The organism is Streptomyces sp. NPDC046203 (assembly GCF_040646255.1).
Lineage (GTDB): Bacteria > Actinomycetota > Actinomycetes > Streptomycetales > Streptomycetaceae > Streptomyces.
Genome location: NZ_JBEYZX010000054.1, coordinates 25,166 through 42,322, shown reverse-complemented (window position 1 = coordinate 42,322; position 17,157 = coordinate 25,166). Strand labels below are relative to the sequence as shown.

22 protein-coding genes are annotated in these 17,157 nt (G+C 71.0%); 13 read left to right on the top strand and 9 right to left on the bottom strand.

Annotated features, from left to right (window positions below; translation table 11 throughout):
- Positions 1 to 144: 144 nt before the first annotated feature.
- The 6 genes from ABZ990_RS27525 (at position 145) to ABZ990_RS27500 (ending at position 2,328) form a co-directional block, all read left to right on the top strand.
- A complete protein-coding gene (locus ABZ990_RS27525) occupies positions 145 to 975 on the top strand; it encodes a DUF5753 domain-containing protein (RefSeq protein ID WP_361237021.1) in 831 nt (276 codons plus the stop codon).
- Positions 972 to 1,181 carry a DUF397 domain-containing protein gene (locus ABZ990_RS27520; RefSeq protein ID WP_361237018.1) on the top strand — a complete coding sequence of 70 codons (210 nt, stop codon included), beginning with the start codon at positions 972 to 974 and terminating at the stop codon, positions 1,179 to 1,181. The genes ABZ990_RS27525 and ABZ990_RS27520 overlap by 4 nt, the downstream gene beginning before the upstream one ends.
- Before the next feature lie 142 nt (positions 1,182 to 1,323).
- A complete protein-coding gene (locus ABZ990_RS27515; RefSeq protein WP_361237015.1) occupies positions 1,324 to 1,533 on the top strand; it encodes a DUF397 domain-containing protein in 210 nt (69 codons plus the stop codon).
- Positions 1,534 to 1,588: 55 nt separating this feature from the next.
- Positions 1,589 to 1,798 carry a DUF397 domain-containing protein gene (locus ABZ990_RS27510; protein WP_361237012.1) on the top strand — a complete coding sequence of 70 codons (210 nt, stop codon included), beginning with the start codon at positions 1,589 to 1,591 and terminating at the stop codon, positions 1,796 to 1,798.
- Positions 1,799 to 1,855: 57 nt separating this feature from the next.
- A complete protein-coding gene (locus ABZ990_RS27505; protein ID WP_361237009.1) occupies positions 1,856 to 2,065 on the top strand; it encodes a DUF397 domain-containing protein in 210 nt (69 codons plus the stop codon).
- A 53-nt stretch (positions 2,066 to 2,118) separates the two neighbouring features.
- The gene (locus tag ABZ990_RS27500) at positions 2,119 to 2,328 is read left to right on the top strand and encodes a DUF397 domain-containing protein (RefSeq protein ID WP_361237006.1); all 210 of its coding nucleotides are present in this window, start codon (positions 2,119 to 2,121) and stop codon (positions 2,326 to 2,328) included.
- Positions 2,329 to 2,356: 28 nt separating this feature from the next.
- On the opposite strand, the gene ABZ990_RS27495 is transcribed toward ABZ990_RS27500, so the two are convergent.
- From ABZ990_RS27495 to ABZ990_RS27480, 4 genes are all read right to left on the bottom strand, one after another.
- The gene (locus ABZ990_RS27495; RefSeq protein ID WP_361237003.1) at positions 2,357 to 2,995 is read right to left on the bottom strand and encodes an HD domain-containing protein; all 639 of its coding nucleotides are present in this window, start codon (positions 2,993 to 2,995) and stop codon (positions 2,357 to 2,359) included.
- Between the two features lie 152 nt (positions 2,996 to 3,147).
- Positions 3,148 to 3,777 (bottom strand): C39 family peptidase, encoded by a 630-nt coding sequence (locus ABZ990_RS27490; protein WP_361237000.1) that lies wholly within the window; start codon positions 3,775 to 3,777, stop codon positions 3,148 to 3,150.
- 220 nt (positions 3,778 to 3,997) lie between these two features.
- Positions 3,998 to 5,074 (bottom strand): GlxA family transcriptional regulator, encoded by a 1,077-nt coding sequence (locus tag ABZ990_RS27485; RefSeq protein ID WP_361236997.1) that lies wholly within the window; start codon positions 5,072 to 5,074, stop codon positions 3,998 to 4,000.
- A 163-nt stretch (positions 5,075 to 5,237) separates the two neighbouring features.
- Entirely contained in the window at positions 5,238 to 5,756 is a 519-nt protein-coding gene (locus tag ABZ990_RS27480) for a hypothetical protein (RefSeq protein WP_361236994.1), read from the bottom strand.
- Between the two features lie 95 nt (positions 5,757 to 5,851).
- On the opposite strand from ABZ990_RS27480, the gene ABZ990_RS27475 reads away from it, so the two are divergent.
- Entirely contained in the window at positions 5,852 to 6,607 is a 756-nt protein-coding gene (locus tag ABZ990_RS27475; protein WP_361236991.1) for a VOC family protein, read from the top strand.
- A gap of 71 nt (positions 6,608 to 6,678) precedes the next feature.
- On the opposite strand, the gene ABZ990_RS27470 is transcribed toward ABZ990_RS27475, so the two are convergent.
- From ABZ990_RS27470 to ABZ990_RS27455, 4 genes are all read right to left on the bottom strand, one after another.
- A complete protein-coding gene (locus tag ABZ990_RS27470; RefSeq protein ID WP_361236988.1) occupies positions 6,679 to 7,347 on the bottom strand; it encodes a hypothetical protein in 669 nt (222 codons plus the stop codon).
- On the bottom strand, positions 7,344 to 7,844 hold the full coding sequence (locus ABZ990_RS27465; RefSeq protein WP_361237033.1) for a DUF2199 domain-containing protein: 501 nt from the start codon (positions 7,842 to 7,844) through the stop codon (positions 7,344 to 7,346). Before ABZ990_RS27465 ends, ABZ990_RS27470 begins: the two co-directional genes overlap by 4 nt.
- A 156-nt stretch (positions 7,845 to 8,000) precedes the next feature.
- Positions 8,001 to 8,951 (bottom strand): RNA-binding protein, encoded by a 951-nt coding sequence (locus ABZ990_RS27460; RefSeq protein ID WP_361236985.1) that lies wholly within the window; start codon positions 8,949 to 8,951, stop codon positions 8,001 to 8,003.
- Between the two features lie 244 nt (positions 8,952 to 9,195).
- Positions 9,196 to 10,290: a hypothetical protein gene (locus ABZ990_RS27455; protein ID WP_361236983.1), complete on the bottom strand. Its 1,095-nt coding sequence runs from the start codon at positions 10,288 to 10,290 to the stop codon at positions 9,196 to 9,198.
- 245 nt (positions 10,291 to 10,535) lie between these two features.
- Here ABZ990_RS27455 and ABZ990_RS27450 point away from each other — a divergent pair, with 245 nt between their 5' ends.
- Positions 10,536 to 11,180 carry a LysE family translocator gene (locus ABZ990_RS27450; RefSeq protein WP_361236980.1) on the top strand — a complete coding sequence of 215 codons (645 nt, stop codon included), beginning with the start codon at positions 10,536 to 10,538 and terminating at the stop codon, positions 11,178 to 11,180.
- A 239-nt stretch (positions 11,181 to 11,419) separates the two neighbouring features.
- On the opposite strand, the gene ABZ990_RS27445 is transcribed toward ABZ990_RS27450, so the two are convergent.
- Positions 11,420 to 11,548 (bottom strand): hypothetical protein, encoded by a 129-nt coding sequence (locus ABZ990_RS27445; RefSeq protein ID WP_361236977.1) that lies wholly within the window; start codon positions 11,546 to 11,548, stop codon positions 11,420 to 11,422.
- 302 nt (positions 11,549 to 11,850) lie between these two features.
- Here ABZ990_RS27445 and argC point away from each other — a divergent pair, with 302 nt between their 5' ends.
- From argC to ABZ990_RS27420, 5 genes are all read left to right on the top strand, one after another.
- A complete protein-coding gene (argC, locus tag ABZ990_RS27440) occupies positions 11,851 to 12,879 on the top strand; it encodes an N-acetyl-gamma-glutamyl-phosphate reductase (RefSeq protein WP_361236974.1) in 1,029 nt (342 codons plus the stop codon).
- 187 nt (positions 12,880 to 13,066) lie between these two features.
- Positions 13,067 to 14,233: a bifunctional glutamate N-acetyltransferase/amino-acid acetyltransferase ArgJ gene (gene argJ / locus ABZ990_RS27435; RefSeq protein ID WP_361236971.1), complete on the top strand. Its 1,167-nt coding sequence runs from the start codon at positions 13,067 to 13,069 to the stop codon at positions 14,231 to 14,233.
- Positions 14,230 to 15,189, top strand: coding sequence for an acetylglutamate kinase (gene argB, locus ABZ990_RS27430; RefSeq protein ID WP_361236968.1), 960 nt, complete (start codon positions 14,230 to 14,232; stop codon positions 15,187 to 15,189). Before argJ ends, argB begins: the two co-directional genes overlap by 4 nt.
- Positions 15,189 to 16,526 (top strand): acetylornithine transaminase, encoded by a 1,338-nt coding sequence (locus tag ABZ990_RS27425; protein WP_361236965.1) that lies wholly within the window; start codon positions 15,189 to 15,191, stop codon positions 16,524 to 16,526. The genes argB and ABZ990_RS27425 overlap by 1 nt, the downstream gene beginning before the upstream one ends.
- A gap of 7 nt (positions 16,527 to 16,533) precedes the next feature.
- Positions 16,534 to 17,097: an arginine repressor gene (locus ABZ990_RS27420; protein WP_361236962.1), complete on the top strand. Its 564-nt coding sequence runs from the start codon at positions 16,534 to 16,536 to the stop codon at positions 17,095 to 17,097.
- The last annotated feature ends 60 nt before the right edge of the window (positions 17,098 to 17,157 follow it).

Genomic DNA, 17,157 nt, shown 5'->3' with positions numbered 1-17,157 from the left:
GGGGGCATCGTCGCAGGCTGTGGGCTTGTTTGGGGCGTGTGTTCGGCCATCACCCGTTCCTTTCTGTAGTGGATTCACTACGAGGCGTCGCCAGAGTGACTTAGAGTCGGAAGGGCTCGCAACGTCTCAAGAGGGGAAAGGAAGTTGGTAAATCGGCGAGACCTTGACCCGGACGCCTCACCACAAGCCGCCTACGGCGCGCGTTTGCGCAGGCTGCGAGAGGAGAGAGGGCTGTCCCAGGTCGAGTTGGGTGTCCAGGCGGAATATTCGGGGACGCATATTTCGCAAGTGGAAAATGCGCGCAAGCTCCCAACCTTGCGCTTCTCCAAGCGGGTCGACCTGGCGCTTGAGGCCGGCGACTCGTTCGAGCGTGAATGGCGCGAGATGACGCACGGGGCGCTTCTGGAGGGCTATCCCGAGTACTTGGAGCACGAGGGACGGGCTGCGGAGCTCCGCGTGTTCGACACCGGGATCATCCCGGGCTTGCTCCAGACGCCCGAGTACGCCCAGTGCCTGGCGGACAGCAAGGTGCGGCGGGGCGCCATGACGCAGGAGCAAGCGGATGAGCTGGTCGAGTTCCTCATCGAACGGCAGACCACGCTCGTGCGTCCTCACCCGCCGACGGTGATGGTCGTCATGGACGAAAGCTGCATCCTCAGGCGGGTGGGTGGCCCCGGAACCATGGGCGCACAGCTCGATCGGCTGCTGGAGTTCGCCGAGCAGCCGAACACTGTGCTCCAGATCGCCTCGTTCGACATAGGAGAGCGACGTGCGCTCTATCTGCCGCTCTACCTGCTGACACTGTCGGACATGACCGTGATCGCCTACGCGGAGTCGCAGACCCGAGGGTACTTCGAGCGCGACTCGGTGGCAGTGTGGCCTCTGTTGACGGCCTACCATCACTTGCAGGCCGAAGCCCTCTCCCCGGCGGCGTCGGTTGCCATGATTCATGAGGTGCGAAAGGGCTACCAGTGACGACCGAGACTCCGCAGTGGTTCAAGTCCTCCTACAGCGACACCGGTGGCGCTTGCGTGGAGGTTGCCACCAATCTCGTGGCCGCTTCCGGCATCGTCCCCGTCCGTGACTCGAAGGACCTCACCGGTCCGGTGCTCGATGTCTCCTCCTCGGCGTTCGCGTCCTTCGTGGCGGGCGTCAAGGGCGACGGGTTCGACCTCGTCTGACCCGCGCTGACACACGAAAGCCCCGCCCCACCCCCGAGTTCGGGATGAAGGCGGGGCTTCGTCATGCGGTCTGGTCGATGCCCTCGTCGCGGCGTACCGTGCGGGCAGCACCCCTTCGACTCTCCGTACGAAAGGGCCCCGCATGACGACCGAACCCCGTCACTGGTTCAAGTCTTCGTACAGCAACAACGGTGGTAACTGCGTCGAAGTCTCCGGCGACTTCGTTGCCTCGCGCGGCATCGTCCCTGTCCGTGACTCGAAGGACCTCGCCGGGCCCGTCCTCGATGTCTCCGCCCCTGCCTTTGCGCTGTTTGTGGTGGGCGTGAAGGGTGACGGGTTCGATCTCGTCTGACCCGCCCCAAGGCAGGGCTTCACCTCCTTCGGCTCCCCGTACGAAAGGGCTACCCGTGACGACTGAGCACCCGCAGTGGTTCAAGTCCTCCTACAGCGACAACGGCGGCGCTTGCGTCGAGGTTGCCGCCAACCTCGTCGCCACCCACGGCATCGTCCCCGTCCGTGACTCGAAGAACCCTGCCGGGCCCGTTCTCGACGTCTCGGCCCCTGCCTTTGCGCTGTTTGTGGTGGGCGTGAAGGGTGACGGGTTCGATCTCGTCTGACCCGCCCGCCCCAAGGCAGGGCTTCATCTCCTTCGCCCCCGTATGAAAGGGATCCCGATGACGACTGAGCACTCGCAGTGGTTCAAGTCCTCCTACAGCAACACCGGTGGCAACTGCGTCGAAGTCGCCATCAACCTCGTTGCCTCGCCCGGCATCGTCCCTGTCCGTGACTCGAAGAACCTCACCGGACCCGTTCTCAACGTCTCGGCCCCCGCCTTCGCGCTCTTTGTGGCGGGCGTCAAGGGCGCCGGGTTCGATCTCGTCTGACCCGCCCCAAGGCAGGCTTCACCCTCTGCGATTCCCCGTACGAAAGGGCCCCGATGGCGACCGAGTCCCCCTGCTGGTTCAAGTCCTCCTACAGCAACACCGGCGGCGCCTGCGTCGAAGTCGCCACCAACCTCGTCGCCGCTTCCGGCACTGTCCCCGTCCGTGACTCGAAGAACCTCACCGGACCCGTCCTCGACGTCTCCGCCCCCGCCTTCGCGCTCTTCGTCACGGACCTCAAGGCCGGCGGCCTCGACGCCGTCTAGCGGAGCCTCCGTAGCCTCCGTATCCGCGTCACTCCGGCCAGGGGTTGTTCCGGATGATCTCGACGAAGTCCTTCCGGCTGAACGACGGGTCGAAGTGGGCCAGTACGTCGTCGTTCATGGTGCCGAAGGTGGTGTCGGGACGGTCGGCCATGCCCTCGTAGAAGGCCCTCAGGATGCGGTTCTTGAAGTCGGGGCGCGGGTGCGCGGCGACGACCTCGGCCCGCTGCCGCTCGGTGATCTCGGCGAGGTCGAGGCCGAGGACGTCGGTCTCGACGCCGAGGGTCACCACGGCGACCTCGGGTGCCAGGTGGAGCGGGATCTCGGGGGTCGTGTGCAGCGCGATGGCCAGCCAGACGTCGCCGGCCTCCTGCTCGGTGCGGCCGTGGTCGAGCAGGAACGTGCGGGCGGCCTCGGCGCCGTCGAGTTCGAAGCGCCGGTCCCTGGAGGCGTAGGCCGGGGTCAGGCCGAGGTCGTGGAAGAGGCCGCCGACGTACGCGAGCTCGGGGTCGACGTCGAGTCCGCGCGCGGCCGCCTTCAGCGATCCCCAGAGGAAGACGCGACGCGAGTGATGGAAGAGCGTCTCGTCGGCGGCGTCGAGGACGAGGGCGGTGGCCTCGCGGATCAGCTGGGTGTCGGGAATGACGATCCCCGCGATGTTCTCCGCCATGGGGGGCCTCCTTGGTCGGGTGTGGAGTGGACTGCTTCCAGAGTCCTTCCAGGTCACCGTCCGCCCCACTGCCCAAACTGCCGGGCACCCCACAGATCCGGACATCCGGACCTCACCCGGGCCCGCCGGCTACCTGCCGCCGCTCCCCGGGGTCACGACCCGCCGATCCCCAGGGTCACGCCCCGCCCCGCGAAGAACCGGGGCAGGGCCTCCCACGGCACCTCGGCGGAACGCTGGGAGACACCGGGAAACCCCGAGGGGTTGTGGACAATCAGGTGGTCGGGCGTCTGGCCGACGGCGAGGACCAGATGCCCGCCCCGCCCCGGCGGGACGGTGTCCGGTTCGCGGATCGAAGGATGGACGGACAGCATGACGAGCTTTCCCTCGTCCAGGAAGCCGGGGATCTCCTCGACCGTCAGCCGTCCGTGCACCTCGGTCTCGATGTCCCAGCGTTTCGCGGCGTGTTCGGCGAACGGGGCGTAGATCAGACCGTCCACACCGTCGGCCCGGCGGACGTACGCGCCCGCGTCCAGGAACTCCCGGGCCAGCGTCACGAGACCCGGGGTCTCGAAACCCCAGTGCTCCAGGGCCATGCGCAGACAGGCCATGCCGCAGACGCGCCAGGACCAGAAGGCGTATTCGGCGGGATCCTCCGCACCCGAAAGGTGCCAGAGCGGATCGTCCTCGGCCTTGACCCGGCCGGACAGCAGGTCGGGGACGAGTGCGGCGGATTCCCATTGCGAGTGGTACGGCACCTCGTGGCCGACCGGAGTGTTCCCCATAGTCCTTTTCCGTACGACGGTTGCGCGCACGCGAGATGCCTCCCGAGCCCGCCGGCCCGAGTGGACGGGGCCCGAGGGCGTCATCGCCTTCCCGACGTGCGCCGGGAGCATCGATGATGCCGCTCCGGCGGCGAACTCCCGTGTTTTTCGGCCACCCTCGCCGTCCTTACGGCCCTCGCCGCCCTCGCCGCCCTGGGCACGGCCCGCAGCGAGCCGGGGGTCAGCGGGGGCGGGCCGCCGTGCCGCCCTCGCTGTCGTCCCTGTCCCTGTTCCTGTCTCTGTCCCTGTCGTCCTCGCTGCTGCCGGTGCCGGTGCCGGTGCCGGTGTCGGCGTCGGCGTCGTGGCGGGCGGTGGCGAACCGGGCCCGGTAGCCGCTCGGCGAGACGCCCAAGCGGGCCACGAACGTACGGCGCATGGTCTCCGAACTCCCGAACCCGGCGGCGCGCGCCGCCTCCGCCACCCCGCTGCCCGAGTCGAGCAGCGCTTTCGCGTGGTCGAGACGGACCTGTTCGACGAACCGCGCCGGGGTGGTGTCCAGCTCGGCGGTGAACATCCGCGCCAGATGGCGCGGGCTGACGCCGATCAAGGCGGCCAGCGAGCCGACGGTGTGCGGGAGCCCCGGCTGGGCCGCGACGAGGTCGACCACGGAACGCAGGGCCGGGGTGCGGGGCGGACGTACCTCCAAGGGGGCCGAGAACTGGGACTGCCCGCCGGGGCGCTGCATGAACACCACGAGGCTGCGGGCGACGTTCCGGGCCAGGTCGGCGCCGTGGTCCTGTTCCACCAGGGCCAGGGCCAGATCGATGCCGGCGGAGACGCCCGCCGAGGTGACGACGCCGCCGTCCTCGACGAACAGGGCGTCGGGCTGCACCCGGACGCCGGGGTGGGCGCGGGCGAGCAGCCGGGCGTGGCGCCAGTGGGTGGTGGCCCGCCGCCCGTCCAGGACCCCGGCGGCGGCGAGGGCGAACGACCCGGTGCAGATCGACACCAGCCGCCGCGCGCGGGGCCGCAGCACCCGGATCGCCTCGGTCAGATCGGCGGGAACGGCCCGGGTGACCAGGACATCGCCGCCGGAGACGACGACCGTGTCCGCCTCGGTCACGTCGGCCGCCGCCAGATCGACGGGCAGGTGCAGGCCCACGGAGGTGACGACCGGTTCTCCCGACGGCGAGGCGTAGCCGAGCGCGTAGTCGGCGCCGAACAGGTTGGCCTCGGCGAACACCTCCGCCGGGCCGATGACATCGAGCATCTTGATGCCGTCGAACACGACGAAGACGATGCGCCGTCCGGATTCCATGACCGCTCGCCTTTCGTGCTGTGCTGCTGTGCTGCCGTGCTGACGTCCCTGGTCCGGGAGGCCGGGGCGCCGCCCTCGTATGGCGGGATCAATGTCCCACAGATACGGACAACAGGGCGATCAAGGGGGGCGGGGGCAGGGGCCGCCGGGAGGGCAGGGGGCGCTAGCTTGTGCGGGTTCGGGCTTGGGCGCGGGCCAGCCAGCCGTCCGTACCGCGTTCGTCGCCGAGGCCCACGGCGTCGAACAGGTCGTGCGCGCCGTCGTTGGACCGTACGCCCAGACGCGCCAGCGCGCCGTTGAGCGGCCAGCCGGCACGAAGGCCGTCGAACGTATCATCGAACACCGGCCCCCAGGCGCGTGCTCCGCCCGACCACACGGCGGCCGACGGGTGGCCGTCACCGCCGAAGAACTCGGCCTCCACGTAGGCGACGGGCCGTTCTTCCGACCACGCGGTGAGCAATGCTTCCAGGGGCGGACCGAGCGGGTGCAGGAAGGGGGAATCCGCCGAGGGGCCGTCTTCGAGCGGCTCCCGCCGGACGCCGGACATCTCCATGAACAGTTCACCGGGCACGGGCAGCAGGCCGAGGCCCTCCCGCAGCGCCACGACGGCGGCGTGCTGCCACTCCGCCGCGCGGCGCCGGAGCATGGCCTCGTCGGCGATGACGGCGGTGAGTGCGTACATGGTCTTCCTCTGAGTGTGTGGGTGTGCGTGCGTGCGCGGGTGTTGGGCGTTCGAGGGCCCGGAGACCGTCGGACGCGGGCCATAGGATCATGAACATGGCGCTGCGACCCGTCCAGGTGAACATCAAGGCTCTCGACCCCGCGAGGGTCGGCCGGTTCTGGGCGGACGCGCTCGGCTGGACCGTGTCCACCGCCGGAGCGGCCACGTACGTAGCTCCCGCCGGCGGCCCGCTCGGGCCGGACCCGGCCGCCCTCGCCGTCTCCGCCATCTCAGTCCTCCCCTCACCCGGGGGCAAGACGGCGACGAAGAACCGTACCCACCTCGATCTCGCCACCACCTCCGCCGCCCACCAGGCGGAACTGGTCGCCCGGCTCCGGGACCTCGGCGCGACCCCCGTCGACCTCGGCCAGGGTGACGGCGTCCCGTGGGTGGTCCTCGCCGATCCCGAGGGCAACGAGCTGTGTGTGCTGGAGCCCCGGGAGATCTACCGGGACACCGGGCCGATCGCCGCCGTCGTCGTCGACTGCGCGGACCCGCGGGCGATGGCCCGGTTCTGGGGAGGGGCGCTGGGCTGGACCACCCACCGGGCGACCGACGACATCGTGGGGCTGCGCGCCGCCGACGGCACGGGGCCGTTCCTGGAATTCCTCCGCGTGCCGGGCCCGAAGACGGTGCCGGACCGCGTCCGGCTCGACCTGCTGCCGGACCCGGGCGGGGAGCAGACGGCGGAGGTGACCCGGCTGCGGGCCCTCGGGGCCGCTGTCCTCGCCCCCGGGCAGGGTGATAGCCCCGGTACCTGCCTGGAGGACCCGGAGGGTCACGAGTTCCGCGTCCTCGCGCCCCTGTCCTGACGGGGGCAGGGGGAGGGGTGCTCGACGGCCCCGCCCCGTACGCCACCGGTCGGCCACCGGTCGGCCACCGGTCAGCCGCCGTGGAGCCCCCACTCGTCGAGGCCCTCGTAGATGTGCGCTCGGAGGCAATGCGGTGCGTCGAAGCCGACGGCCGTGCCCCGGTAGACGGCGATGAGTTTGTCCTCGCCCCGCCACCAGGTGTCCGTCACCCCTTGTACTTCGGGCACCTGCTCGTAGCCGTCGAGGTCCAGTGCGTCGACGGCCGTGCCCTTGATCTTCCTGACATTCTCGGCCCAGTAGCCGGCGTGGGAGGCGAGCGCGAGGGACTCCACCCATCCGTCGACGTCGGCGTGCAGGGGCACCCAGTGGTTGGCGTCGATCCCGAACGATCCGTCGAGCCCGATCCTGAACCCGTGGCCCATGGAGACCCGGCAGGTCCCGGCCGAGAACGACCAGTGCTCCTCGGCTGCCGATCCCCTGGGGTATTCGACGCCCAGGACGTGCGGGCCACCCTCGTAGAACGGTGCCGGCGGCAGGGCGAGCCCGCCCCAGCGGTCCTGGAAGGCGACGGCCCGGTCGAACTCGGCGGCGGTGATCCCGTGCTCGATCCACGCGTCGCGATGGTGCCGGATGTCCTGGCGGGGGACCCGGATGCCGTCCGCTTCGACGAAGTGCCGCGCCCGTCGGGTCAGTCCGGCGGGCGCGACGGGGATCGGCGACACCGGCTCGCCGGCCGTCACGGCCGCTCGCTTCCCTCGGGTGCCTCGCTTCCCTCGGGTCCCTCAGGCCTCTCGGGGTGGAGCACGGCCGCCGCGATCTCCCGTACCCGGTCCAGGGTGATGCCCGTGCGCTGTTCGACGGCGAGGGGATGATCGGTCGGTTCGAGCTCGACCAGGGGGCGCTTGCCGACCGGGCGCGTGTGGACGTACGTCTTCAAGTTGAGGGTCGTGGGGGAGTAGGGGAGCAGCTCGGTGGTGAGCCAGCCGAAGTACGGTTCCTCCGACTCGCGGCCGGGCGTCTCCCACAGATCGCAGGCGCGGGAGAAGTTCTCCCGGCTGAGCGAGATCCAGACGGCCCACGAGAACACCTCGTCGCTGCCGATGACCGGTATCTCGATCAGACCCTTGATGAAGCCGTGCTCCGCGAGGACCACGCACTGGTCCGGGGTGAGCACGCAGTCGTCACGGTCGGCGAAGGACGGCTCCCAGATGGCGGGGGCATGGGACGAGTAGTTCATCGGCAGCTCGGGGTGCCGGGCCCCGCAGCAGACGCAGGTGAATCCGAAATCGCTGGTCATGGCGGGTAAGCCTAGTGAGGGCCGGAGGGAATCGATCTTCCCGTGCCGGGCCCGGGGCACCCCCGGACTCTCGCGCGTCCCCCGCGGGGAACCGGGTCACCACCGGGCGCGCAGCACGCCGTCGCTGTCGGGCAGGGTGGCGCGGAACAGCGGGTGGCGATCGTCGACGTACAGCGGCAGGGCACAGGCCGCCCGCGCGCCGGCCACCAGGGCGGCGAGCTCCGGGTAGTCGGTCTCGTCGACGCGCGCGTGGCGGATCGTTCCGTCCCGCGTCTCCCAGACGAAATCCGAGGAACCTTCCTCAGGGAGCGCGGTGAGGGCCGCGTCGACGTCCGGGGTCAGGTCGGGCCAGACGGTCAGCAGGGCGCGCGGGCCGAGACCGGCGCGCACGGAGTCGAGACGCTCCGGGGTGAGGCGGTGCCAGCGTTCCGCGTTGCCGACGAACATCTCCTCAAGGAGAAGTCCGCGCCGCGCGGCCAGCTCCGTGCGCACGCGCGCCCAGAAGTCCTCGTCGGCCGGCTCCGTCACCTCTGTGTCCTCCGGCGACACCGCGTAGGGCGAGGCCGGCACCGGTTCCGGGAAGAGGCCGAGTTCCCGGGTGCGGACCACGGCGTCCGCGCAGGGCCGGCCGCTGCCCACGTACACGTACTGGTCCCATCCGACGTGGACGGTGAACGCGTCGCCCGCCTCCAGACGGCACCAGGCTCCCTGCTTGCGGAGCATGATCCGTACCAGCTCCAGGGCCACCGGGAGGGAGATCTCCGCACCGTCGTGGAAGCCGGTGAGGTCAGCCGGGAAGAGACCGCCGAGGCCGTACCCCTCGGCCTGTGGCCCCCTGCCGAAGTGCGGTTCGGTGGCGACGACGGGGTCGCGGATCTCCAGCCGGCCGACGCCCGATGCTTCGGCGAAGGCGGCGATCGCCGCCGGATACGCCGCTTCGAGCGGCCCGTGGTCACTGACCGCTTCCTCGGTACCGGTGTAGTGACCGCGTTCGTCGCGGTCGGCCGGGGCGTACTTGGTGATCCGGTGGACGAAGGACGGCGGCACGCTGCTCCTCGGGCGGGTGGGAGGAAGGTCAGCGTATGTCGACGGTTCCCCGCACGCCGGCACCTGGCCGTACGGCCTCCCCGAGCTGCCCGGCGCGCGCCGCGCTCGAAGGCTCCCGGGGGATCGCAAGGGCGACGGGTTCGGCCTCGTCCGACCCGCGCTGACACACGAAAAGCCCCGCCCCACCCCCGAGTTCGGGATGAAGGCGGGGCTTTGTCATGCGGTCTGGCTGATGCCCAGAGCCTCAGCGCCCGTTCGGATACACCGTGTGGCCAGGGAGTCTCAGATCGGCGCAGCCCCGGCGCTTGGCCTGGTCCTTCGCGAACGCGTCGAGGAGCGGCCGTACCTCACTCATCGGCAGTATCGGTCCGGCGCCGTTCGTGGTGTGGTCGGCGGCGAGGAAACTGGCGGACTCCCCGGCGCATAGGGCCTTGGCGCGCCCGAAGTCCTCACTGAGCAGGGGGTCGTTCTCTCGGATGTCCTCGGGGAGCCGCACGTTGGCCGCGAACATCCTGCTGAAGGGCTTGTCCGTCCAATCTCCGTACCAGCCCGAGAAGTTCTCGGCGTTGCCCGTCCCGGTGTCGACCAGGGAGCAGGTGGTGATGGGCGCCTTCGCGTCGGTGGGCGCGACCACCCGCCACTCCTTGCCGGACGGGCTCTCGGGCAGGGTCTGCCGGGTCAGCCACTCGCACATGGTGCCCTTGGTCTCGCTCACGCGCAGCTTGTGCCCGGGATCGACGCCGTCCGGCAGCGGCAGGGGGTCGGCCCCGCAGCCGAGCTCGGTATTGGCGCCGTTGGCGATGCGTACGGCTGTGCGCAGGGACGCGGGAGAGGGGTCGTTCTCCACCGCGTGGGAGTACACCTTGGTGACAAGGCGCCGCATGCGGCCGTCGGCGGCACGGCCGAGCTTCGGGCACTCCTGAATGATCACGGGGCCGAACCGGCCGTAGAACCCGGGCACGGACTTGGGGAAGCCGTAGCGCAGGCTCCCAGGGATGGTGAACTCCATGTCCAGTGGACCGTGCGGATCACCCGTGTCCGTCTGTGCCTCGACCATGAGGACGAAGTGCCGGCCGTCGTTCTTTCTCACCGAGCACGTGAGCAGGTCCTGCCCGGAGCCGAAGGTATCCGTGCCGGCCTGGAGCCGTTCGTCCGGCAGCAGTTCGGCGAGTTCACCGCCCGAGAGGTGGCCCCCGCACAGGGTCTTGGCGTACCACCACGGCTGCCACACCGGCTTCGCCAGCCAGCCGGCGCCCGCCAGGACACCGAGCACCACCGCCACGATGGTGAGCACCCGCAGGCCGGGCCGCCACCGCCGTTCCCGACTCCCCGTTGTCATGTCTTCCCTTTCTCCGTTTCTCCGCTTTCCCAGGCTCTCCCCTGGGTGGGGCGCAGCCTACGGGGGCGCGAAGGCGGCCGGGCGAGGGGTGCGCGGAGGCACGGAACGGCAGGGGCCGTACCCTGAGATGGAACAGCCGCGTGGCCATGGTCGATGCGTCGCGGCCGGGCGCCGCCCCCCCCATTCGGGGGCCGGGGACCGGGGACCGGATGTCGGGTACCCGCCACACGATCAGGAGTCGACAGGTGATCAGTCTGGCCGCGGCAGGGGGAGTGGCCCTGATCGAACTCGGCATGGCCCTGATTCCCGGACCGAATATGATCCACCTCGCCTCGCGCGCGATCACCCAGGGGCGCAGGGCGGGGCTGGTCAGTCTGAGCGGGACGGCCGTGGGGTTCCTGTGTTACCTGCTGGCGGCGGCTGCGGGCCTCTCCGCGTTGTTCGCCGCCGTGCCGGTGGCGTACACGGTGGTCAAGCTCGCCGGGGCGGCCTACCTGGCGTACCTCGCCTGGGGCATGCTCAAGCCCGGCGGCCGCTCGCCCTTCACCCCGGCCGGGGACCTCGCTCCGGTCTCCGACGCCCGCCTGTTCTCGATGGGGCTGCTGACCAACCTGCTCAACCCTAAGATCGCTCTCCTGTATGCCGCCCTCCTGCCCCAGTTCCTGGAGCCGCAGGCAGGCCCGGCGTGGGGGCAGCTGCTCCAACTCGGCGGGGTGCAGATCGTCGTGGGGATCTCCGTGAACGCTCTGATCATGCTGGGCGCGGCCCGAGTGTCGGGGTATCTGGCCGTCCGGCCCCGTGTGATGGCCACTCAGCGGTTCGTGGCGGGCGGCCTGCTCGGCGTCTTCGCGCTGCGCACCGCCCTGTCCCGTACGCCTGTCTCGGCCTGATGCCCGCGCACCTGCGAGGCCGGCCCCGCTGTGATCGCCGGGACAGGCCCCGCTGATCTGTTCGGCCCGGGTCGAGCCGACCGTGCGAGCTGTGCGCGGCCGAGGCCGACGGCGTCCGTGACCGATGCCGTGGCTCTTGGAATCCTGCCGCTCCGACACCGGCCGATGATGGCCCCAGGGAGTGCGGCAGAACCTTCGGGGCGCCCTCCGTGAACCGCACGCCGGGCGGGCCTTTGATCTCAAGGAACCATGACGTCCTTGAAGCTCACGTTCTCGTAGTGCCCTGAGGCGAGCACGTCGATGTTCATCCTCGCCATGGTGTGCGGGGGCGGGATCGTCGTGTTGGGGTCTTCGGTGTACGGCCTCATGGAAGACTCCCTTCCGCTCACACCCGGAGCTGATCGGGATTCCGCTCACCCCCGGTGCCGATCGGGACTCCGCTCACCCCCGGTGTCGATCGGGACGCCGTCGGACGCCCGCTTCCGCCGGGCACGTCGACACAGGCGGCTCGGCCGCCCCCGCTCGCGTTCCTTCCCCGGGAGTCCCCCTGTTCCCGCGCACCCCCTGTGATCCATCGTCCCGCCGGCGCGGCGGGCACGCATACCGGAAGAAGGGCATTGCATAAATCTGCATCGACTCGTATAGTCATGCCATCTAGAGGAGGTTTTCGATGACGGTACGAGCAGCGGTCGCCGGCGCGAGCGGGTACGCGGGCGGAGAGCTTCTGCGCCTGCTCCTCGCCCACCCCGGTGTCGAGATCGGCGCGCTCACCGCGCACTCCAACGCCGGTCAGCGCCTCGGTGGCCTCCAGCCGCACCTGCTGCCGCTCGCGGACCGCGTCCTCGTGGACACCACGGCCGAGAACCTGGCCGGTCACGACGTCGTGTTCCTCGCCCTCCCGCACGGGCAGTCCGCGGCCGTCGCCGAGCAGCTCGGCCCGGACACCCTCGTCGTCGACATGGGCGCCGACTTCCGGCTGAAGGACGCCGCGGACTGGGAGACCTTCTACGGTTCCCCGCACGCCGGCACCTGGCCGTACGGCCTCCCCGAGCTGCCCGGCGCGCGCGCCGCGCTCGAAGGCTCCCGCCGGATCGCGGTGCCCGGCTGTTACCCGACCGCCGTCTCGCTCGCGCTCTTCCCGGCGTACGCGCAGGGGCTCGCCGAACCCGAGGCCGTGATCGTCGCCGCCTCCGGCACCTCCGGCGCGGGCAAGGCCGCCAAGCCGCACCTGCTGGGCAGCGAGGTCATGGGCAACATGTCCCCGTACGGCGTCGGCGGCGGCCACCGGCACACCCCCGAGATGATCCAGAACCTCAGCGCGGCGGCGGGGGAGCGGGTCACCGTCTCCTTCACCCCCACCCTCGCGCCGATGCCCCGCGGCATCCTCGCGACCTGCTCGGCCACCGCCAAGCCGGGCGTCACCGCCGAGAGCGTGCGCGCCGCGTATGAGAAGGCGTTCGCGGACGAGCCGTTCGTCCATCTGCTCCCCGAGGGGCAGTGGCCGGCCACGGCGGCGGTGTACGGCTCCAACGCCGTACAGATCCAGGTCGCCCTCGACCCGGCCGCCAATCGGATCATCGCGGTCGCCGCCATCGACAACCTCGCCAAGGGCACCGCCGGCGGCGCGGTGCAGAGCATGAACATCGCCCTCGGGCTCCCCGAGGAGACCGGGCTTTCCACGGTGGGAGTCGCGCCGTGAGCGACACGTACCGGGCCCCCTGCGGCCTCGCACCCCGGCCGGCCTCCGGCCTCGCGCCCCGGCCGGCCTCCGGCCCCGTGCCCCAACCGGCCTCCGGCCCCGTGCCCCGGTCGGCCCCCGGCCCGCAGTCGATGACCATGCCCGCAGCGGTACGCCGCGCGGGTGGAGAAGTGAACGGAGAAGAGCAGTGAGCGTCACCGCAGCGAAGGGATTCACGGCCGCGGGCATCGCGGCCGGGATCAAGCAGAACGGCAACCCGGACCTGGCCCTCGTGGTCAACACCGGTCCGCGCCGCGCCGCCGCGGGAGTCTTCACCTCCAACCGCGTCAAGGCCGCCCCCGTCGTCTGGTCCCAGCAGGTCCTCGCCGACGGCGAGGTGACCGCCGTCGTCCTCAACTCCGGCGGCGCCAACGCCTGCACCGGACCGCAGGGCTTCCAGGACACCCACGCCACCGCCGAGAAGGCCGCCGAGACCCTCACCACCCGGGGGATCGAGACCGGCGCCGGTGACGTCGCCATCGCCTCCACCGGCCTCATCGGCGAACTTCTCCCGATGGACAAGCTCCTCCCCGGCGTCGAGAAGGCCGCGGCCGAACTGTCCGCGCACGGCGGCGAGAAGGCCGCCATCGCCATCAAGACCACCGACACCGTGCACAAGACCTGCGTGGTGCAGAAGGACGGCTGGACGGTCGGCGGCATGGCCAAGGGCGCGGGCATGCTCGCCCCCGGCCTCGCCACCATGCTCGTTGTCCTCACCACCGACGCCGACGTCGACGCCGAGGGCCTCGACTCCGCGCTGCGCCAGGCCACCCGGCTCACCTTCGACCGGGTCGACTCCGACGGCTGCATGTCCACCAACGACACCGTGCTGCTGCTCGCCTCCGGCGCCGCCGAGGTCACCCCTGCCCCCGACGCGTTCGCCGAGGCCGTCCAGGAGGTGTGCGCCGACCTGGCCCGCCAGCTCATCGGCGACGCCGAGGGCGCCAGCAAGGACATCCGCATCGAGGTGATCAACGCCGCCTCCGAGGACGACGCCGTCGAGGTCGGCCGGACCATCGCCCGTAACAACCTCCTCAAGTGCGCCATCCACGGCGAGGACCCCAACTGGGGCCGCGTCCTCTCCGCCATCGGCACCACCGCCGCCGCCTTCGAGCCCGACGCGCTCAACGTCGCCATCAACGGCGTCTGGGTCTGCAAGAACGGCTCCGTCGGCGAGGACCGCGACCTCGTCGACATGCGTTACCGGGAGGTCGTCATCACCGCCGACCTCGCCGCCGGATCGGACTCCGCCGTCATCTGGGCCAACGACCTGACCGCGGACTACGTCCACGAGAACAGCGCGTACAGCTCATGAGTACGACGAGCGCGACGAGCGCGACGAGCGCGACGAATACGACGAGCGCGACGAATACGACGAGGAAGCACACCGCCCTGCCCAAGGCGCGGACCCTCGTCGAGGCGCTGCCCTGGCTGACCCGCCATCACGGCAAGACCGTCGTCATCAAGTTCGGCGGCAACGCCATGATCGACGACGACCTCAAGGCCGCCTTCGCCCAGGACGTCGTCTTCCTGCGGCACGCCGGCCTCAAGCCGGTCGTGGTGCACGGCGGCGGCCCGCAGATCAGTGCCGCCCTCGACCGGGCGGGTCTGGTCAGCGAGTTCAAGGCGGGCCTGCGGGTCACCACGCCCGAGGCGATGGACATCGTACGGATGGTCCTCGCCGGCCAGGTCCAGCGCGAACTCGTCGGCCTGCTCAACCAGCACGGCCCGCTCGCCGTCGGCATCACCGGCGAGGACGCCCACACCCTCAGCGCCATCCGACACCGGCCGGTGATCGACGGCGAACCGGTCGACATCGGCCGGGTCGGCGAGATCACCGCCACCGACACCGGCGCCATCCAGGCGCTGCTCGACGACGGCCGCATCCCCGTCGTCTCCTCCATCGCCCGCTCCCAGGACGACGACCATGTCTACAACGTCAATGCTGATACGGCGGCTGCGGCACTCGCTGCGGCGCTGGGCGCCGAAACGCTGATGGTCCTCACCGACGTCGAGGGCCTCTACGAGGACTGGCCGCACAGCGACGAGGTCATCAGCCGCCTCACCGCGAGCGAGCTGGAGAAGCTGCTGCCCGAGCTGTCCAGCGGCATGGTCCCGAAGATGGAGGGCTGTCTGTACGCCGTCCGCAACGGGGTCACCACGGCCCGGGTGATCGACGGCCGGGTCCAGCACTCGATCCTGCTGGAGATCTTCACGGACGAGGGCATCGGCACGATGGTCGTGCCCGACGAGACGACGGTGGAGTCGTGATGAGCGGTAGCGGTAGCGGTAACGGTAACGGTACGGAGCAGACGAACGACCTGGTGGGCCTGACCGACCTGGCCGACGGCGGTACGGCCCCGGCCCCGGCGGACGGCGCATCGGTCCAGGCGGCCGCCGCCACCCCGGCCGGCAACGCCACCCTGACCCGGCGCTGGCAGGGCTCCCTCATGGACAACTACGGCACGCCCCGGCTGCCGCTCGTCCGCGGCGAGGGCGCCCGCGTCTGGGACGCCGAAGGCACCGCGTACCTCGACTTCGTCGGCGGCATCGCCGTCAACGCGCTCGGCCACGCCCACCCGGCGGTCGTCGAGGCCGTCACCCGGCAGATCCAGAGCCTCGGCCACGTCTCCAACCTCTTCGTCGCCGAACCGCCCGTCGCCCTCGCCGAACGGCTCCTGGAACTCTTCGGCCGGACCGACGGCCGGGTCTTCTTCTGCAACTCCGGCGCCGAGGCCAACGAGGCCGCCTTCAAGATCGGCCGGCTCACCGGCCGCCGCCACATGGTCGCCACCACCGGCGGATTCCACGGCCGGACCATGGGCGCCCTCGCGCTGACCGGCCAGCCCGGCAAGCAGGCACCCTTCCTGCCGCTGCCCGGCGACGTCACCCATGTGCCGTACGGGGACGTGGACGCGCTGGCCGCCGCCGTCACCGAGGACACCGCCCTCGTGATCATCGAGCCCATCCAGGGCGAGAACGGCGTGGTCGTCCCGCCCCCCGGCTACCTCAAGGCCGCCCGCGAGATCACCCGCGCCACCGGCACCCTGCTCGTCCTCGACGAGGTCCAGACCGGCGTCGGCCGGTGCGGCACCTGGTTCGAGCACCAGGCCCACGAGGGCGTCGACCCCGACATCGTCACCCTCGCCAAGGGACTCGGCGGCGGACTGCCGCTCGGTGCGACCGTCGCCTTCGGCCCGGCCGCGGAGCTGTTCACCCCCGGTCACCACGGCACCACCTTCGGCGGCAACCCGGTCGCCTGCGCCGCCGGACTCGCCGTCCTGGACACGCTCGCCGACGGCAGCGCCCTCGACGAGGTCAAGCGGATCGGCGAGAAACTGCGCGCCGGAATCGAGGGTCTCGGCCACCCGCTGGTCTCCCATGTCCGTGGCGCGGGCCTTCTCCTGGGTATCGTGCTCACGGAGTCCCTCGCGCCCCAGGTGCAGCAGGCGGCTTCGGACGCCGGTCTCCTGGTGAACGCGCCCGCCCCCGATGTCGTACGGATCATGCCCCCGCTGATCATCGGCGACGCGGAGGCGGACACCTTCCTGCGGGCCCTGCCCGGCGTTCTCGACGTGGTGAACGGGGAAGGACGAACCGGAGAATGAACCGACGATGAGCGACGCGCAGGCACACGAACACGGGGACAACCCCCGGACCGAGTCCGGGGGCGGGCCGGCCGTCCCGCAGACCCGCACCGCCCGCCACCGCAGGATCGTCGACATCCTCAACCGGCAGCCGGTGCGCTCGCAGAGCCAGCTGGCCAAGCTGCTCGCGGACGACGGGCTGAGCGTCACCCAGGCGACGCTCTCCCGCGACCTCGACGAACTCGGCGCGGTGAAGATCCGCAACACCGGCGGCGAGCTGATCTACGCGGTGCCCAGCGAGGGCGGTTTCCGCACCCCGCAGGCGCCGCTCGGCGAGTCCGCCAAGGAGGAGCGGATGCGCCGCCTCTCCGGCGAGCTGCTGATCTCCGCCGAGGCATCGGCCAACCTGGTGGTGCTCCGTACGCCGCCGGGCGCGGCCCAGTTCCTCGCGTCGGCCATCGACCAGGCGGAACTCCACGCCATCCTCGGCACCATCGCGGGCGACGACACGCTGCTGCTCATCTCCCGCGACCCGGTCGGCGGTCAGGCCCTCGCCGACCACCTGCTGCGCCTCGCGCAGAAGGACCGCTGACCGCCTTTCGTCCCGGTGCGCCCCGCGCGGGGACCCCGGCGGCGGCGCGGTGAAACGTGC

Coding starts and splice junctions, on each gene's coding strand:
- ABZ990_RS27515 (WP_361237015.1), top strand. CDS start 1,324: ATGACGACCGAACCCCGTCACTGGTTCAAGTCTTCGTACAGCAACAAC.
- ABZ990_RS27505 (WP_361237009.1), top strand. CDS start 1,856: ATGACGACTGAGCACTCGCAGTGGTTCAAGTCCTCCTACAGCAACACC.
- ABZ990_RS27500 (WP_361237006.1), top strand. CDS start 2,119: ATGGCGACCGAGTCCCCCTGCTGGTTCAAGTCCTCCTACAGCAACACC.
- ABZ990_RS27495 (WP_361237003.1), bottom strand. CDS start 2,995: ATGGCGGAGAACATCGCGGGGATCGTCATTCCCGACACCCAGCTGATC.
- ABZ990_RS27490 (WP_361237000.1), bottom strand. CDS start 3,777: ATGGGGAACACTCCGGTCGGCCACGAGGTGCCGTACCACTCGCAATGG.
- ABZ990_RS27485 (WP_361236997.1), bottom strand. CDS start 5,074: ATGGAATCCGGACGGCGCATCGTCTTCGTCGTGTTCGACGGCATCAAG.
- ABZ990_RS27480 (WP_361236994.1), bottom strand. CDS start 5,756: ATGTACGCACTCACCGCCGTCATCGCCGACGAGGCCATGCTCCGGCGC.
- ABZ990_RS27475 (WP_361236991.1), top strand. CDS start 5,852: ATGGCGCTGCGACCCGTCCAGGTGAACATCAAGGCTCTCGACCCCGCG.
- ABZ990_RS27465 (WP_361237033.1), bottom strand. CDS start 7,844: ATGAACTACTCGTCCCATGCCCCCGCCATCTGGGAGCCGTCCTTCGCC.
- ABZ990_RS27455 (WP_361236983.1), bottom strand. CDS start 10,290: ATGACAACGGGGAGTCGGGAACGGCGGTGGCGGCCCGGCCTGCGGGTG.
- ABZ990_RS27445 (WP_361236977.1), bottom strand. CDS start 11,548: ATGAGGCCGTACACCGAAGACCCCAACACGACGATCCCGCCCCCGCAC.
- argC (WP_361236974.1), top strand. CDS start 11,851: ATGACGGTACGAGCAGCGGTCGCCGGCGCGAGCGGGTACGCGGGCGGA.
- argB (WP_361236968.1), top strand. CDS start 14,230: ATGAGTACGACGAGCGCGACGAGCGCGACGAGCGCGACGAATACGACG.
- ABZ990_RS27425 (WP_361236965.1), top strand. CDS start 15,189: ATGAGCGGTAGCGGTAGCGGTAACGGTAACGGTACGGAGCAGACGAAC.
- ABZ990_RS27420 (WP_361236962.1), top strand. CDS start 16,534: ATGAGCGACGCGCAGGCACACGAACACGGGGACAACCCCCGGACCGAG.